This is a genomic window from Collinsella ihumii (genome assembly GCF_900046475.1).
Taxonomy (GTDB): Bacteria; Actinomycetota; Coriobacteriia; order Coriobacteriales; family Coriobacteriaceae; genus Collinsella; species Collinsella ihumii.
The window spans coordinates 44,394-62,406 of sequence record NZ_FCOU01000009.1 but is presented as its reverse complement, the minus strand read 5'-3'; the positions used below and the strand labels follow the sequence as shown (position 1 = coordinate 62,406).

Annotated in this window: 12 protein-coding genes and 2 tRNA genes; 12 read left to right on the top strand and 2 right to left on the bottom strand. The window is 61.7% G+C overall.

All coding sequences use genetic code 11. The features are described 5' to 3' along the window. Positions 1-134 precede the first annotated feature (134 nt). Entirely contained in the window at positions 135-7,154 is a 7,020-nt protein-coding gene (locus tag BN3789_RS07000) for an S-layer homology domain-containing protein (RefSeq protein ID WP_161938983.1), read from the top strand. A gap of 605 nt (positions 7,155-7,759) precedes the next feature. On the opposite strand, the gene BN3789_RS06995 is transcribed toward BN3789_RS07000, so the two are convergent. Continuing rightward, a tRNA-Ile gene (locus BN3789_RS06995) sits at positions 7,760-7,832 on the bottom strand. A gap of 44 nt (positions 7,833-7,876) precedes the next feature. Then, positions 7,877-8,503 (bottom strand): DUF1847 domain-containing protein, encoded by a 627-nt coding sequence (locus tag BN3789_RS06990; protein WP_066832084.1) that lies wholly within the window; start codon positions 8,501-8,503, stop codon positions 7,877-7,879. A 115-nt stretch (positions 8,504-8,618) separates the two neighbouring features. Here BN3789_RS06990 and BN3789_RS06985 point away from each other — a divergent pair. From BN3789_RS06985 to BN3789_RS06935, 11 genes are all read left to right on the top strand, one after another. After that, positions 8,619-8,693, top strand: a tRNA-Val gene (locus tag BN3789_RS06985). Positions 8,694-8,752: 59 nt separating this feature from the next. Then, complete coding sequence (locus BN3789_RS06980; protein WP_066832082.1) at positions 8,753-10,798, top strand: ABC-F family ATP-binding cassette domain-containing protein; 2,046 nt, start codon at positions 8,753-8,755, stop codon at positions 10,796-10,798. Next, positions 10,785-11,090, top strand: a complete 306-nt coding sequence (locus BN3789_RS06975; protein ID WP_079989164.1) for a hypothetical protein — start codon at positions 10,785-10,787, stop codon at positions 11,088-11,090. Before BN3789_RS06980 ends, BN3789_RS06975 begins: the two co-directional genes overlap by 14 nt. Before the next feature lie 7 nt (positions 11,091-11,097). Next, positions 11,098-11,787 carry a site-2 protease family protein gene (locus BN3789_RS06970; protein WP_066832080.1) on the top strand — a complete coding sequence of 230 codons (690 nt, stop codon included), beginning with the start codon at positions 11,098-11,100 and terminating at the stop codon, positions 11,785-11,787. A 138-nt stretch (positions 11,788-11,925) separates the two neighbouring features. Continuing rightward, positions 11,926-12,729 carry a segregation and condensation protein A gene (locus BN3789_RS06965; RefSeq protein WP_066832078.1) on the top strand — a complete coding sequence of 268 codons (804 nt, stop codon included), beginning with the start codon at positions 11,926-11,928 and terminating at the stop codon, positions 12,727-12,729. Between the two features lies 1 nt (position 12,730). Continuing rightward, positions 12,731-13,441 carry an SMC-Scp complex subunit ScpB gene (gene scpB / locus BN3789_RS06960; protein WP_066832076.1) on the top strand — a complete coding sequence of 237 codons (711 nt, stop codon included), beginning with the start codon at positions 12,731-12,733 and terminating at the stop codon, positions 13,439-13,441. Next, complete coding sequence (locus BN3789_RS06955) at positions 13,434-14,318, top strand: pseudouridine synthase (RefSeq protein WP_079989163.1); 885 nt, start codon at positions 13,434-13,436, stop codon at positions 14,316-14,318. Before scpB ends, BN3789_RS06955 begins: the two co-directional genes overlap by 8 nt. Beyond that, positions 14,315-14,989 (top strand): (d)CMP kinase, encoded by a 675-nt coding sequence (cmk, locus tag BN3789_RS06950; protein ID WP_066832074.1) that lies wholly within the window; start codon positions 14,315-14,317, stop codon positions 14,987-14,989. Before BN3789_RS06955 ends, cmk begins: the two co-directional genes overlap by 4 nt. Positions 14,990-14,991: 2 nt before the next feature. After that, positions 14,992-15,717 (top strand): lysophospholipid acyltransferase family protein, encoded by a 726-nt coding sequence (locus BN3789_RS06945; RefSeq protein ID WP_066832072.1) that lies wholly within the window; start codon positions 14,992-14,994, stop codon positions 15,715-15,717. A 3-nt stretch (positions 15,718-15,720) separates the two neighbouring features. Beyond that, positions 15,721-16,578, top strand: coding sequence for a 4-hydroxy-3-methylbut-2-enyl diphosphate reductase (locus BN3789_RS06940; RefSeq protein ID WP_066832071.1), 858 nt, complete (start codon positions 15,721-15,723; stop codon positions 16,576-16,578). After that, complete coding sequence (locus BN3789_RS06935; RefSeq protein WP_066832070.1) at positions 16,568-18,013, top strand: DUF512 domain-containing protein; 1,446 nt, start codon at positions 16,568-16,570, stop codon at positions 18,011-18,013. Before BN3789_RS06940 ends, BN3789_RS06935 begins: the two co-directional genes overlap by 11 nt.

Below are 18,013 nucleotides of genomic sequence, written 5' to 3'. Positions count from 1 at the left end.
CCCACTTTGTATCATTGACCCCCTTTTCGCCTTTCACAGCATCACCCATAACAATTGATAAACGGGTGATGCGCAAATGCGTTGTGGGCGTGAAAATGTTACCGACAATCACCATGTTCGAGGGGGATGACGAAATGGGCATGTCGATACGCAGAATCATTCGTACGCTCGCCATTGTGCTGACGATGATCGTCTGTGTTCCGAACCTTGCGTTTGCCGCAGACGGCTCCGACAAAGGGTACACCGTCTCAACCGACTGGGTCTCGGGCACCACAACGTATTCGTTTACACGAACTGACGACGTCAATTCAGTCGTTGCAGATCTCGAAGGTGATTCGATCCTTGACTTCACAAAACTCAATGAGTTTTCCGAAGACACTCTGTATGTGACTGTCAGACCGCAGGCTGCGGATTCAACGGTTACGGTCGTAGGCAATCCGAACGTCACGAATAGGGTGTCCCTTACCGTTGAAGGTTGTAACACCCGCCTCATCTTGAAAGATTTCAACAACTCCGCCAATATTAACTTCAGAGACGCGACAGGCACACTCTCACTGGTATACGACGGCATGTGTGCGATTGACCGGCTGGTTGTTGACCCAGCCTATGACTCCCTGAATATCTCCGCCGCCAGCCAGATCGCGCATCTCGACCTCGGGTTCATTAATGACGAGATCGATTTGACCTTGTCAGGCAGCATTACGCTCGATGGCTCGATTACGTGCGACAAACTCACCGTCCACGATGCGGCGATCGAGTGCACAGAGACTGATGTAAGCAACGACTATCGGAACTTCATCGCCAACCAGATCCATATTGAAGATTCATCGATAGACGGCATTAGCTCGATTACCTCATTTGACTACTTGAGAAGCGATGATTCTCAGGACGAATTCTCCACGTCGTCCATCGCCATCAAGAACTCGACGATAGCGTTCAACGCGAACGTGTTCGAGGGAAACGCCGGAACCGCGGTCTTGGGCAACTCGCACACCATCAGCATCGAGGGCAGCACGGTATACGGAATCAACGCGAACCTCACCGGATGCCTCGGAGGTACCTTCCAGGAGATCATCATCAAAGACTCTGAGGTTCATGCAAAGAGCAAAAGATCCGCGGCAATAGGCCCGAGCGATTCGTTGTACGGCCGATATGAAGATATGGGCATCGAGAACCCGTCCATCAAAATCGAGAACAGCGTCGTCGAGGCGGCAAGCACGTATGGCTCAGCCATCGGCATGCCGTGGATCAATCCGAGCAGTTCGACACAGATAGATGACGCGTGCCATCTCAGCATTTACATCTCCGATTCGAGCAACGTCACTGCGACGAGTATCGCATCCGCTGCCATCGGATCGGGGGCGAAAGTTTATACGAACAAGGTGCCTGAAGACGGCGTCGAGATTGAGGTGGGCGCCGGAGATATCACATGGGGAGGGACTTCGAGCCTGAGCCTGCTCAGTTCGATGCTGGATCTCTTCGGCATCAACGGCGAGTCAGAAGCGGAGACCGCTATTGTTGAGGCTTCCGGTCTGCGCGATGAGTGCTCGGTCACCATTTCCGGCACACCGATCATCAACGCGAAGTCGGGTTCCATGGCCATCTATGCGGGCACGGTATCATCTCCCAAGACCAACGTGGTCCAGACGACGATGGTGCTCGCAGACGCCTCCGGAACGTACGCGCCGTACGCAATGGAGACTCCTGGGGCCGTGACGACCTCAAACGGAAGCAAGATCGGTGAGCTCGGCTACGGGTACGCGTCTGTGGCCACAACGGACATCGACGCTCAAAATGGAACCCTGAACTATGCTGGCGAACCGCTGACCAATGTCGACACCAACGACAAAGAATTTGCCATTACTGGATCGGGCGTCGAGAGCTTCTACGCTACTCCCACTGTTGGCATTACGGGCAGCATCGCGCTGACGGACGCCAGCGGCACAGCCCTTGAGGGCTCCGTCATACCCGGTACGACGCTTAAGGTCGACCTGAGCGGATTGAAACCGTCTCAAGCAGCGCAGACTGCGTATGACGGATCTTTTAATGGCCTGACGTTTACGTGGTATCGCAATGGGCAGCCCATCGACGGCGCGGTGATGAACACCTACTCGCTGACTAATAGCGACAGGGACGCCATCATCAACTGCGTTATTTCCGGCAAAGGTTTCTTCAAGGGAAGCGTCACGAGCGAGGCGGTGGTTGTATCGAGCGAAACAGCGGTTGCCGCCCCGAAGCTCGCAAGCCGCACCACGACCAGCATCACGCTTCAGGACGCTGGAGCAGGCTATGAGTACCAACTCGTAGGGGAGAACTCCGCTTGGCAGACGAACACCACGTTCAGTAACCTGAAGTCGGGGTCTTCGTACGTCTTTGTCCAGAAAGAATCGACAAGCAATGCACTCAGCACCCCGGTCACCTTCATGACGGTATCTGAGTCTCCAAACGAGTCTGACTTCACCATCGATTATGTGAACGAAACCCTGTCGTTCCCCGCCGGCGTCGACCTCTATTCAGATAAAGAGTGCATCCAGCCGCTAAACGAGAACTCTTCCAAGCTCAGCATCAGCATCACCGATCTGATCGGCGACACCCAAACGAGCGTCTATGCACGGTATGCGACGGCGGATCCTACCGATTTGCAGTCCGTGACCGAAGTCGACATTCCCGCGCGCCCGGCAGCTCCTGCGCTTGAAGGGCTGACACCCACGGTCACATCGACAAGCATCTCCTTCACCGGCGATTCAGACGTATCATATCGCCTGCTAGCGAATGGCGCAGAAGTCAAACGCATCGATGCAGATGGAGCCCTTGCCATCACGTTCGACAACCTCGAGCCCTCCACAACCTACACGCTCCAGGCACGCCGCGAGGCTAGTAACTCTGGTTCCGGAAACTTCCGTTCAGCCATTTCCTCCATCGATATCTCCACGACCGCTGCTGCGCCCGAGGCACCCACGCTCTCTGCCAGCGCACGGCGTGACGGAGAAGGATACGAGTCGGTTACTGTCGGCTTCTCGTGGACGTTGGCCGACACTAACGGCGCCGCTATCGATAGTTATACGATTATCGCCAAGCCGGCTGACGCTACGGGAAGCTCCATTGAGGTTGCCACCGTCGCAGCCGATCAATCGATCTACGAAATGAATACTGTAGACAACACCGCTCTCGTACCCGGACAAACCTACGAGGTGACCCTCCAAGTACATTGGAAAGCCGGCGGCGGTACAGAACTTGAGACCGTTAATTCCAATACGGCGACCATCACGCTGCCTAACCTGCTGCCCGATCCGAGCGCCTTCACCATCGGATACGCCGCAGAAACACTCACAGTGCCTGAGGGTGTCAACCTGTATGCAAATGAGGTTTGCACCGAGCTGCTCGCTCTCGGCGCAGATCGTACCGTGTCGATCTCAAACTACATCTCAGGTGCATCCGAGCGGCAGCAAAGCCTCTATGCCCGCTACGAATCTGCCGGCAACGACACCGAGGCCGTAACACAGATCGACATCCCGAATCGTCCTTCGGTCTCCCTTGACGATCTCATCAGACCGACTATCTCGTACAACTCCATCCGCATCGTTGACCGGGCGAGCGACGGTGCCGACTACGAGCTGAAGCTTGGAGAAAACACTGTCGAACCGGCAAGCCAGACCTCTGATGAAACCCGCATCACCATCACGTGGGAAGGGCTTAAACCTGACACATCGTACACCCTCTACAAGCGCCTCAAGGCCGTAGAGGCAACAGACGGGAAGAAAGGCTCGTTCGCCGCAGAGACGACTCGTGACATCACAACGAAAAAGGCGGTAGAAGAAACAGGACGCATCGTGGTCCCTGCCGGTCCATCCGTTTCGCGCCAATACGATCTGACAAGCTTGCTGAACGGCGCAACCATCTCTTCTGTGCAAACAATAGACGATGCGAGCAGAATTCTTAAACACTGCGGCATGGACTCTCAAAATCAATCTGCCATCAACCTGCAATTCTGGACCACGGAGGCAGGGGAGTCCGCTAGCATCCGCGTCGAGGCTCAGCAGCCTAGTGAGGGGGATCACCTCTTCCTCGACCTCGAGCTTGAGATGGTTGATGCGCTTGCCGAATCTGAAAATGGCACCTTGTGGGTCCGGTCCACATTGACCAATGAGCAGCAGGAGCTGATCGAGCAGGCAATCGGCATCGCGGAGAATGGCGACACGGTGCTCGAGGCTGCCTTTGCGCTCACGCCGACCGATCCTATCGGAGGAACCACGGCCACCGATGCCGCAGACCAGACCATCACGTTTACGCTGCCTGGAGACTCGGGTACCAAAACCGGTACCTATTCTGTGCACCGTATCGATCCTGAGACGGGCGATGCCACTAAGATCGACGCGACGAAATCCGATACTGCCGTCGCCTTTGTTGCGACGGGGTCTCCCGCCTGGTATGCGATCTCCTATACGGAGCCTGAACCCGAATCGCATGCCATCAACGTTGAGCAAGCCGAAGGCGGAACGGTATCCGTTGCACAGACCGCCTCGGCCGGCCAAACCGTAACCGTGAAACCCGTATCGTCCGAAGGCTTTGCATTGAGCTCGATCACGATCACGAGCGACGGTAACACGATCACTGCGACACCCGGGACGGATGGCTCCTATAGCTTCACCATGCCCAACGCTGACGTATACATCGTGGTCACCTTTACCGCAATCACGCCATCAGAGCCAATCCTCAGCGCCGTTGCGGGGACCGAGCCGGGTACTATCGACGTGAGCTGGACACAATCGACAGACAATGGTGCCGCCATCACCGGTTACTCTTTGTCCGTTGCAACCGACACCGACCAACCCATCGAGGGTTCCCCCTTCAACATCGAGTCGACGCAATCAGAGTATCTGCTCACGAACCTGGACCAGGGAGCAAGCTACACGTTGCAACTGACCTCGTACAACCACGATGCTTCGGCAGTCTCCAACGAGGTTGCGGTAACACTTCCCGAACCAGAACAACAACGATTTACGGTGAGTGTCGCTGCTGACATCGAACACGGCACGGTCGCCGTCAGCCCCGATCAAGCACAAGAGGGCGCTCTCGTAACCGTCACAGCGTCACCGGAAGAAGGCTATGAACTTGAATCCGTCAGCGTTTCCGCTGAGGATGGGACAGCCATCTCCCCGGCCAAACAGGATGACGGCAGTTTCACCTTCCAGATGCCCGCATCCGATGTCACCGTAACGGCTTCATTCAAGCAAAAGGAAACGGGAGGGGACGTCGACGACAAGGACTTGAACGGCCAGCTCGACAAAGCGTTCGATGATGCCCAAGGAAGCATCGATGCCGTATCGCTCAAAACAGGTACGTACAAGCTTACCGAAGACCTGTCAGTCGCCAACATCGCGCAACAGCATAACGTCGAGCTTATGACCAACGCCTTGTATATCGGTACCGACTCGCAAGCCGCGACTGTCAATCTCGACCTTAACGGATACTCACTTAACTCCGACACCTGCGCGATCATCGTCACCGAGGGCTCGACGCTCAACCTGTACGATTCGGGCAGTTCGTCCACGGGCGATTACTCCCACGTCGGAACCATCAGTGGCAAAACCGGCCTTTCGTACACACAGGACGGCAAAACCTACACCTATGCTGGAGGCGTGGGCGTCTACGGCACATTCCACATGCACGGCGGGCAGATTTCCGGCAACACGGCCACGGGCGATGAGGGCTACGGCGGAGGCGTCTACGTATTCGGTGGCGGCACGTTCAACATGTACGGGGGAGAGATCTCTGGCAACTCCGCCACCACGTTCGGCGGCGGTGTCGCGGTGCGCTCGGCCGACGATACGACCCCTGCGCCGAACCCGATGAAGATCGAAGATGCCGAGATCAACGATTGGGAGATTGTCGACGGCGGAGACATCACCGCTGAGATGTCGCTCGAAATCGACCTTATGAGCACGCCAGATGCCACGTCGTTCGACAGCTCAGACGGAACGTTCAACCTATACGGCGGCATTATTTCGAATAACAGCGCTCCCCATGGTGCAGGAATCTACGTTGGCGGAAGCATCAACATCAGTGCTGACGCCACCGCTCCCGAGGCAATCAACGTTACCGCAAACAAGTCCGACAACCTCTACGTACCAGCAAACCGTACGGTCACCGTGTCCGGAGCGGCTACATCCGGCTCCAAGATCGGCGTGACCATGGAACATGGCTCTGGAAAGTTCGCCGACGCCACTTCAGACATTGCGAGAGACGCGCTCGCCAGCTTTACCAGCGACAACGGTTCATACTACGTTGCGTCGCAAAGCGATGGCCTCGCGCTGGTTGTCGTTCCGCCCCCGACATATGAGCCCGAGATCGAGGTTCCGGGCGGAGGCGGCGCCGTCACCATCGATCCGATGTATCCGGTGGAAGGCGACAAGGTTACGATCACCCCCGTGCCCGACGAGGGGATGACGGTCGACGAGGTCACCGTCGTGGACCGTGACGGAGAGCCGATTGATCTCGTCGACAACGGCGACGGGACGTGGACCTATGTGCAGCCTGCAGACCAGGTGACGATCACCGTGACGTTCGTGTGCGATGGCGGCCCTTTGTGCCCGTCCGCCCATCTGGAAGATGTCGACCAGAGCCTGTGGTACCACCTGTCTATCGACTGGGCCGTCACCACGGGAACGCTTGTCGGTTACGATGACGGCACGTTCGGACCCGACAACCCCATCACGCGCGCCGAGATGGCAACCGTGCTATGGCGCATCTCCGATGAGCCTCAGAGGACCTACGACCTGCCGGAAGACTGCGATCCCGAGGCGTTTTACGCAGAGGCGGTCGCATGGGCGCTTTCCGAAGAAGTGTTCCATGGATACGGTGACGGATCGACGTTCGGACCCGACGACCCGCTCACCCGCGAACAGGCGGCCTGCGTGCTCAAGAACTCCGCTGACAGGCTCGGTATCGACACATCAGCCCGTGCCGACTTGTCTGGATATCCGGATGCGGAAGAGGTTTCCGAATGGGCAGAGGAATCTCTTGCATGGGCGGTAGCGAGTGACATCCTTCACGGCTTCGAGCTCGAAGACGGCACGCGCGAGATTCAACCGCTGCGCGCCTGCACGCGCGCCGAGATGGCTGCGCTCCTGATGAACCTCTCCGAACAGGCATAACGCCTAGGAGAATTCAGGCCGATTGACCGATGTGCGCCCGAGGCTTTCCCTCGGGCGCTTTTCGTGCGCCCCTGCCCGTGCGTTCATTCTTCAAGTAATTGGGGTATCAAGCAGAGGACTCCTGAGCACACGCCGAATGGCCATGTTTTCATGCACGAATAGAGCCGCACCATAGCAGGTTGCGTCCGAAACGAATGAAGAAGTCGTAGCATCCTCCCACGTGCAAAACGGCACCCTGATTAAAGGTTTTACCAAGGTGCGCGGGAGCCCCGTTTTGAATTTAGTATCAAATCGTGGGCAATAAGGGCCGCTTGAGGGCGGAACAATGGCCTATCCCGGGGCATCCGCAATCGGCAGCGCAAAGAATCCGCAGGTCACAGGCTTGTCAGATGTGACCGTTTTCCATTCATACTTCCCGAATTGATACCAAATTCGTATCCAGCAAATAGTAACCCCCACGTACCTGCAGTTTTATAGTGAGGTTTCCCCACCGGTGACATACCGCGGAGCGACAAGCCGCCTGCTCGGCGTAGACGCAACCTCGCAGGAGGGGATAAGCCGGCATAAGAAAAGCCCCGCAGGTGCGGGGCGTAAGTCCTGATGGGTGGGCCCAGCAGGATTCGAACCTGCAACCCAGGGATTATGAGTCCCCTGCGCTAACCGTTGCGCCATGAGCCCGTGGAATGCAAGGGACATAGTAGCATAAAACGACAGAAAGGGTTCTAGGCCTCAAGCTTTCGGTAGTAGGAATCCGCCGTGTACAGGGCGGCGACGGGATTGTGCCCGAGCACGCGGTCCTTGACCACGACGGTGGTGCACAGCGCATCGGAATAGCGATAGAACAGGCTGTCATGGCCGACGCAGAGCCCCACGACCAGATTGAGATCGGTCTTCTCCTTATTGAGCAGCTTCGCCTGCAGGATGGGATTGCACATGTTCGGACCGACTTCGGTGCAATACGCGGGAATCCCGATCGACTCCTTCGGCTTGGCGCCCGCCTTGCAGGCCACACCCACCACCTCGAAGCCGTGTCGGCGCAGGATCCTGGCCAAGATGCGGCTCTCGGCGAGCAGCCCCACGCACGTCGCGATGCCGAGCTTGCGGGCCCCGATCTTCTCGGCGAACGCCATGGTCTCCTCGATGCGCGTGAAGCGGCAGTAGTGCTCGGCCTCCACCTCTGCGGACGCCACCGCGACCTTGTTGATGAGCTCGTCCTCATACTGGGCCATGGCATCGGCGAGCACGTCTTCGTCCATATGGGTCGTGAGGCAGAATTGCGGGTAGGTGCCCTGCATCCTGCTGCAATTCTTGACCGCGCAATCGATGCACGAACGCCTGATATCGCCCATAGGCCCTCCGACCTGCGAAGATGAACAAATTGTGAGACGAATCGCCCCAACAACCAAAATTATAGTTGGCGAGGCCGACATTGTGTGTTAGTATCTTCTTCGCCGAAAGGCACACGGGCGTTTGGCTCAGGGGTAGAGCACATCCTTCACACGGATGGGGTCACAAGTTCAAATCTTGTAACGCCCACCATCGAATCTCAAGGGCTGCAGGCAACTGCAGCCCTTTTGCTTTACATAAAGGACATGAGCATGATTCTTCTGGTCGATAAGGTCGAAAAGAGCTTCGGAGCCCGCACGCTGTTCTCGGGCGCATCCTTCCAGATCAACGCGGGGGAGCGCTACGCGCTTGTCGGACCCAACGGCGCCGGCAAGACCACGATGCTCAAGATCATCATGGGCATCGACTCACCGGATACGGGCACCGTCACGTATGCCAAGGACGTCAACGTGGGCTACCTGGAGCAGGAGACCAAGCTCGCTTCCGACAAGCCCATCATCAACGAGGTCATGGACGCTGCCATCGAGATCCGCGCGATGGGGGAGCGCGCCGAGGAGCTTCAGGTGAAGATCGCCGAGGCCGACCCCGACGACGAGAACCTCGAGGCCATGCTCGCAGAATACGGTCAGGTCCAGGACCGCTTCGAGCATCTCGGCGGGTACGAGCTCGAGAGCAACGCGCGACAGATTCTCGCGGGCCTCGGGTTCAAGCCCGAGGACTTCAGCCGCGCCTGCTCGGACTTTTCTGGCGGATGGCAGATGCGCATCGCGCTCGCCAAGCTCTTCCTGCGTCGCCCCGATTTGCTGCTGCTCGACGAGCCCACCAACCACCTCGACCTCGAAAGCGTCCAATGGCTCCGCGGCTTCATCGCCTCCTATGAGGGGGCCGTCCTCATCGTGTCCCACGACCGCGCGTTCATGGACGCCTGCGTCGACCACGTGGCCGCCCTCGAGAACCGCCGCGTCACGACCTATACCGGCAACTACAGCGCCTACCTCAAGCAGCGTGAGGACAACCTCGAGCAGATGCGCGCCAAGCGCGCCGCCCAGGAGCGCGAAATCGCCCATATGCAGGTCTTCGTGGACAAGTTCCGCTACAAGCCGACCAAGGCGGCACAGGCCCAGGAGCGCATGCGTCGCATCGAGCAGATCAAAAGCGAGCTCGTCATCCTGCCCGAGGGGCATAAGCACGTGGACTTCAAGTTCCCCGACCCCCCGCGCTCCGGCGACCTGGTCACCGCGCTCGAGAACGTCTCGAAGAGCTACGAGGACAAGCACGTCTACGACGGCATCGACCTCAAGCTGTATCGCGGCGACCACGTGGCGCTCGTCGGCCCGAACGGCGCCGGCAAGTCGACCCTGCTCAAGATGATCGCCGGAGTGGAGCAGCCCACGTCGGGCACCCGTGAGCTCGGTCTGCACGTCGGCGTCGCCTACTATGCCCAGCATCAGCTCGAGGGCCTGAAGGAGAGCAACACCGTCCTGCAAGAGATCGACTCGGTCGCCCCCACGTGGACCACCCCTCAGCAGCGCAGCCTGCTCGGAGCCTTCCTGTTCTCCGGAGAGGATGTCGACAAGAGGGTCGGCGTGCTGTCCGGCGGAGAGCGCGCGCGACTGGCGCTCGCGAAGATGCTCGTCGCGCCCGAGGCGCTTCTATGCCTGGACGAGCCCACGAACCATCTCGACATCGACTCGGTCGACATGCTCGAGAACGCGCTCAAGAACTTCCCCGGCACCATCGTGCTCATCAGCCACGACGAGCATCTCGTGCGCGCCGTGGCGAACCGCGTGGTCGATATCCGAGACGGCAAGATGACCGTCTACGACGGCGATTACGACTACTACCTGTACAAGCGCGAGGACCTTGCCCAGCGCGCGGCGCTTGCGGCCGAGGCCGCTTCCGCCCCCGCGGCCAAGTCCCAGGCGCCCTCCCATGAGGGCGGCCGAACGCTGCGCCGCACGCACGAGGCGCCAACGCAGGCCAAGCCGGAGGCGGCGGGCAAAAAGACGCGCGAGCAGAAGCGCGCCGAGGCCGAGGCGCGTGCAGCGCTCAACAAGCGCCTGAAGAAGACCAAGGATCGCCTGCGCGAGGTCGAGAAGCTCCTTGACACCAAGCGCGCACGCTATGATGAGCTCATGGAGTTGATGGCGTCTGAGGAGCTTTATGCCGATCAGGCGAAATTCTCCGACGCACTTGCGGAATACAATGCCCTGAAGAAGGAAATCCCGCCGTTGGAGGACGAGTGGCTCGAACTCTCGACGACGATCGAAGAGGAGACCGCACGTGCAACTGCGTAGAGCCGCAGCAATCGCCCTGAACGTCATGGCTGTGGCGTTCAGGGTTCTCGGCATCGTCTTCGGGGCGCTCACGGTCCTTCTGTGCTTTCCGAGCATGGCCCAGCGCCTGAACATCGCAGGATTCGTGCTCGACCTTTCGCACGCGCTCCCCGACATCATCGAGGGCTACGGGCTTGTCACCTCGCCGTTCGGCGGCGTGTTCCGCCTCGATTTCGCACTCGCCATGGTCGGCCTGCTCGTGCTCGACTACGCGTGCCAGCGCATCGCCTATACGCTTCAGACTCGGCTCTAGGACGCCCATGCTCAACCTGAACTACATATTCTACCTGCTCACCTCGGCTGCGGCCCTCATCATCGGCATCGTGATCCACGAGAGCGCCCATGCGCTGGCAGCCTATCTGCTGGGTGACAGGACCGCCCGTTCGCGGGGGCGCATCTCGCTCAACCCGCTCAACCACATCGACCCGTTCGGCACCGTGCTGCTGCCGCTGATCATGCTCGTCGCCGGCGGTCCCATCTTCGCGTTCGCCAAACCGGTGCCGGTCTATCTGGGAAACCTCAAGAATCCCAAGCGCGATGAGGTCGCCGTAGCGCTCGCGGGGCCCGTCTCCAACGTGTTGCTCGCCGGGGTCGGCGCGGTACTATTGCGCCTCGTGGTGTCGAACGGTGACGCGGTGATCGGGTTCATGGGGGAGAACGTGCTGTACCTCACGAACTTCCTGATCACGTTCATGTCGGTCAACCTGTCGCTCGCCTTCTTCAACCTCATCCCGCTGCCGCCGCTCGACGGTTCATCGATCCTCGTGCTGTTCCTGCGCGGTCGCGCGCTGCAGACCTACTACCGCATCCAGCAGTACGCCATGCCGATCCTCCTCATCGTGCTCTACGTGCTGCCGACGGTGCTGAATATCGATTTGGTCTCGATGTACTTCCGACTGACGCTGTACCCCGTCTACGACCTGCTTCTGTCCTTCGCGCTGGGGGCATGACCGAGATCACGACCGACGCGACCGCGGTGGATCGGGTTTCAGCTTTTCCCGAGGATGCTCACATTGAGGACTGTCTCCGTCTATCCGGCTGAGATAAAATGAATCTATCTGCGTCATTTGGTCGGATTGGGGGATGGATTGTCGTACCGCGTGAGCACGCAGGCATATTCAGGCCCCTTCGACCTGCTGCTTCAGCTCGTTTCGCGCCAGAAGGTGGACATCGGCTCCATCTCCATCACCGAGGTCGCCGAACAGTACCTCGCCGAGGTCGAACGCCTTCAGGCACTCGACCTCGATGTGGCAAGCGACTTTCTGCTCGTCGCGGCGACCCTGCTCGACATCAAGGCCGCATCGCTCGTCCCGGAAGACGACGCGCCGCGTCGCGCCTCAGAGGACGACGAGCTCGATGAATATGCCGACCTTGACGGCGACGCCATGCGCGAGGTCCTGATCGCGCGGCTCATCGCATACAAGCAGTTCCGCAGCGCCGCAGCCGCCCTCGGCGCGCGCATGGAGGCCGAAAGCCGCATGCACCCTCGCGTGGCGGGACCCGACCCCGAGTTTCTGAATCTCGTGCCGGACTATCTGGCGGGCATCACGCTGCGCGGGCTCGCGGTCATCTGCGCCGACCTCGACGGGCGGCGCGAGACGTTCCTGCTCGAGGCCGAGCATGTGGCTCCCCATCGCGTGCCCCTGGAGCTCACCGTCGCGTCGGTCGACCGCGTGACCATCTCGCGACCCCATATGACCTTCCAGGATCTGCTCGACGGCGAAGCCACCGCCGAGCAGATCGTCGCGACGTTCCTGGCGATCCTCGAGCTTGCCAAGCGCGGCTCCATCCAGCTCGCCCAAGATGAGAACTTCGGCACGATCACCATCGACCGCGTCGAAGGCGCCCCGGCGTATCATCCCGGAGACGCCCTGATGATTGAGGAGGGCTGACATGAACGATCTTGAGACGCTTGAGCCGTCGTCGCTGAAGGGCGCGCTCGAGGCGCTGCTGCTCGTATCGAGCGATCCGGTGAGCGCGAGCGCCCTGGGCTCCGCGCTCGGCATCACGCCCGGCGAGGCCGCATCGCTTCTCGCCGAGCTCAAGGTGGAATACGAGGAGGCCAACCGCGGCTTCCAGCTGCGCGAGGTCGCAGGAGGCTGGCGCCTGTTCACGCACCCCGCCTTCCATGACCAGGTCGAGAGCTTCGTGATGTCGTGGGACACCCAGAAGCTCTCCCAGGCGGCCCTCGAGACGCTCGCGGTCATCGCCTACCACCAGCCGGTCACCCGCGAGATGGTCAAGGGCATCCGCGGCGTCAACTCCGACGGCGTCATCTCATCGCTGGTCGACAAGGGGCTCGTGCGCGAGATGGGGCGCGACCCGCAGCGCGGCCAGGCGATCATCTACGGAACCACCACCGCGTTTCTCGAGAAGTTCGGCCTGCGCAGCATCCGCGACCTTCCGGACCTGGAGCAGTTCGCCCCCGACGAGCAGACGCGTCAGTTCATCCGCGAGCGGCTGTCGGGCCGCTCCATCTCCTCTACGCTCGAGGAGGCGACCGAGGAGCTCGACGAGGAGCGCGACCTCATGGAGCCGGACGCGGAGTCGGAGGACGACGACCTGTACATCATCGGAAACGCATCGGACGACTACGATGACTGAGACCCGCGAGCTTCCACCCATCGATCCCAAGACCGGCGAGATGATCGTCCCCATGCGCCTGCAGCGCTTCCTTGCGCGCTCGGGCGTGGCGAGCCGCCGCGGATCGGAGGACCTCATGACCGCCGGCCGCGTGACGGTGAACGGGGAGGTCGTCACGCAGCTCGGCAGCAAGGTCGATCCCGCACGCGACGTCGTCGCGGTCGACGGCGTGCGCGTGTCGCTCAACGAGCGCCCGACCTATCTGATGCTCTACAAGCCGGCCGGCTACCTCACGACCATGAGCGACCCGCAGGGCCGCCCATGCGTGGAGGAGCTCGTGCCGACCGACCGCTACCCGGGACTGTACCCGGTCGGACGGCTGGACAAGGACACTACCGGCCTTTTGCTGTTCACGACCGACGGGGATATGGGCCAGCGCCTGCTGCATCCCTCCATGCACGTAGAGAAGACCTACCTCGCCCTCGTCGACGGGCGGATGAGCACGGCGCAGCTGAACCCCCTGCGCCGCGGCATCATGCTCGACGACGGCCCGTGCCAGCCGGCGCGCTGCCGCATCCTGGACGGGCGCGAGGCGCTCGTCGTCGCGCCCGACGGCATCCCGCGCGGCACGACCGCCGTCGAGGTCATCATCCGAGAGGGCCGCAAGAACCAGGTGAAGCGCATGCTCGGCAAGATCCATCATCCCGTGCTGCGCCTGCACCGCTCGCGCTTCGGCCCGCTCGAGCTCACGGACATCCAACCGGGATCCTGGCGCCTTTTGACCGACCAGGAGGTCCAGAAGCTGACCGACGCCAGCTCCAAGCGCCGAAAGGCAGGCGCCGGCACGAACGAAGCGTCTGGCGGACGCGCAAAGAACACGAGAAAGGTTCATGCATGATCATCGCGATCGACGGGCCCGCAGGCTCGGGAAAATCGACCATCGCCGACATCCTCGCCGAGCGCTTCGGCTTCACCAAGCTCGACACCGGCGCCATGTACCGCACGGTTGCGTTCACCTGCGCCGACCGCGGCATCGACCTCGATGACGAGACGGCGGTCGAGCATCTGGCGGGGAAACTCGACATCGCGTTTGCCGGCGACTCGTGCCCGCTGCGCGTGTTCGCCGACGGCCGCGACGTGACCCGTGAGATCCGCACGCCCCAGACGGACCGCATCGTCTCGAAGGTCGCGGCGTATCCGGGCGTCCGCAGCGCCCTGCTCGGCTGCCAGCGCTCCTTCGCCGAGGGCCGCGACGTCGTCGCCGAGGGCCGCGATATCGGGACGGTCGTGTTCCCCCATGCGGACCTCAAGATCTTTCTGACCGCCGACCCGCGCGAGCGCGCCCGCCGCCGCGTGCTCCAGCGCCATCCCGAGGGGACCGACGGGGTCGATATCGACCGAGAGGTCGAGCAGACCCTTGCCGACCTGCTGCGTCGCGACGAGATCGACTCCCACCGGGCCACAGCCCCGCTCAAGCCGGCAGCCGACGCCGTGCACATCGACTCGACCGCCCACACCATCGACCAGATCGTCGACAAGATCGTCGCGCTCGCCGACGCCAGGAGGTAGTGATGAAGCTTCTCGACTATAAGACCGAGGACTACTACGACAACGCCATGCGCGACTACCCGCTCATCATGCGCGGGGGATACAACGTGATCCTCGCAATCCTGTACGCGTTCTCGTGCGTCATGTGGCGCACCCGCATGGAGAACGCCGAGAAGGTTCTGTCCGGCCGCGATACGGGGTCGGTGGTGATCAGCAACCACACCTCCATGGCCGAGGTCGTGGTCATCGTCACCTGGTACTGGGCCCGCAAGCGCCGCCTGCGCCCCATCTTCAAGTCCGAGTTCAACCATAACGGCATCGTGCGCTGGTTCTTCGCCCGCGTCGGCGGCATCCCCGTCGACCGCGGCACCGCAGACATGAAGTCGCTGCGCCGCGCGAGCCATGCGCTCCAGCGCGGCGAGGACATCCTCATCTTCCCGGAGGGCACGCGCATCCGCACCGACGACCAGCCGGTCGAGGTCCACGGCGGCTTCGCCATCATCGCCCAGATGGCCAAGGCCCCGGTCGTCCCCATGGCGGTGTGCGGCTTCCGCGACATCACGCCCAAGGGCAAGCACCTCATGCGCCCCGTGACGTGCTGGATGCGCACCGGGGACGCCCTGTCCCTCGACGACGCGCCGAAAGAGCTCAAGCGCCGCGAGCGCACCCAGTGGGTCGAGGACGCGGCCATCGAGCGCATGTACGCCATCCGGAACGCCCTGCGCCGCGAGCATCCGGGGAGGCGCTAGGCCATGGCACGCATCGAGATCGCCGCACACGCCGGCGTCTGCTACGGCGTCGAGCGCGCCCTGTCCATGGCCGCCGACGCCGCGACGTCGGCTCCCGCCCCCGTCCACACGCTGGGACCGCTCATCCACAACCCGCTGGTCGTCAAAGAGCTCGAGGCCCAGGGCGTTGGCCTCGCCGAGACGCTCGACGACGCCGCGTCCGGCTCCATCATCATCCGCGCGCACGGCGTCGTCCCCGCGGTCATCGAGCAGGCACGCGCCCGCGACCTGACCGTCCTGGACGCCACCTGCCCCTATGTCAAGCGTGTCCACGCGGCGGCCGAGAAGCTCGTGCGCGAGGGCTACCAGCTCATCGTCGTGGGGGAGAGCGGTCACCCCGAGGTCGAGGGCATCATGGGCCACGCAGACGGGGCCGCCCGCGTCGTCTCGTGCGCCGACGACCTCGCCGGGCTCGAGATCTCCCAGCGCGTGGGCGTCGTCGTGCAGACCACCCAGACCCAAGCCACCCTCGCAGGCGTCGTCAGCGCCCTGCTGACGAGAGCATCCGAGGTCCGCGTCATCAACACCATCTGCAGCGCCACGCAGGAGCGGCAGCAGGCCGCCTCGGAGCTCGCCTCGCGCGCCGACGTCATGATCGTCGTCGGCGGCAAGAACTCCGGCAACACGCGCCGCCTTTCCCAGATCTGTGCCGAGCGGTGCGAGCGCACGCATCACGTCGAGGATGCCTGCGAGATCGACCCGGCATGGTTTAAGGACACCGGGCTCATCGGCATCACGGCTGGGGCCTCCACCCCCTCCTCCCATATCGAGCGCGCCGTCAAGGCCATCATGGAGACCACGGGGGCCGTCGATGCCCGCTGAGATGCGCACCGCTCAAGAACCGGTCACCGGGGCGCCGACGGTCGCGGACTACGCCGGCACGGTCGCCAACTACGCCCCCACCGAGCACGCGGACGGTCGCGGCGCCCTCGTGACCGCCGTGGCGCCCGAGTCGCCCGCAGACGACGCGGGCATCGAACCCGGCATGCGCGTGCTTACGGTCAACGGCCAGGATCTGACCGACATGATCGTGTGGATGTGGGAGACCGATGACGACGCGGTCGACCTCACGGTCCTCGATCCGAGCGACGACACCGTGTGCGCGACCACGCTCGAGCGCTTCGAAGGCGAGGACTGGGGCCTTGAGTTCGACGGCGCGGTGTTCGACGGCATGAGGACCTGCGTCAACGCCTGCGTGTTCTGCTTCATGACGATGCTGCCCGCCGACAGCCGAAAGAGCCTGTCGATCCGTGACGACGACTACCGGCTTTCGTTTCTGCAGGGCAATTTCGTGACGCTCACGAACATGACCGACGACGACGTCGAAAACGTCATCGACCGCTGCCTGTCGCCCATGAACGTGTCGCTCCACGCGGTGACCCCCGACGTGCGCCGGCGCATCATGGGCAAGAACGCCGCGCGCGGCATGGAGGTGCTCGGGCGCCTCATGGACGCCGGCATCGAGATCCATGCGCAGATCGTGCTGTGCCCCGGCATCAACGACGGCGACGAGCTCGACCGCACCCTCGCGTTTTGCGAGGAGCACCCGCAGATCACGAGCCTGGGCATCGTGCCGCTCGGCTTCACCAAGCATCAGAACCGCTTCACTACGTCGTACTCCGACGACCCGGATGCCGCGCGCGTCGTCATCGAGCACGTGCGCCCCTACCAGGAGCGGGCCTTCCGGCGCTTCGGACGGCACACCTTCCAGATGTCCGATGAGTTCTACCTGGACGCCGGCGTCGAGGTGCCCGTGGCGGACTGGTACGACGGCTACCCGCAGTACTACGACGGCATCGGCATGATCCGCAGCTATCTCGACGACACGGCCGCAGCCCTGGGCGATCTCGCCGACGTGCTCGGCCGCATCCGCCGCATGCTGGCCGAGCGCTCGCGTACGCTCTGCCTCGTCTCGGGTACGTCTGCCGCCGACACCGTCCGCGGCTTCGTCGAGAATCCCGCCCTCGGAGGCCGCGTCATACCCATAAAGAACAGGTATTTCGGCGGCAACGTCGATGTAACCGGGCTGATCTGCGGCTGTGACCTGCTTGAACAGCTCTCCGATTCGCTTGACGGCGATATACTGATTCTGCCAAGCGTCATGTTCAACGCGGACGGCATGACGCTTGACGGGTATCATCAAGATACGTTGATACGCGAGCTCGATCGTCGCGGGGCAGAGGTGCTTATCGCCTCGACCATGCCGTTCGAACTCGTGAGGTCCCTCGAAACCGCGCTCGAATCCCCCGAGCCCTAA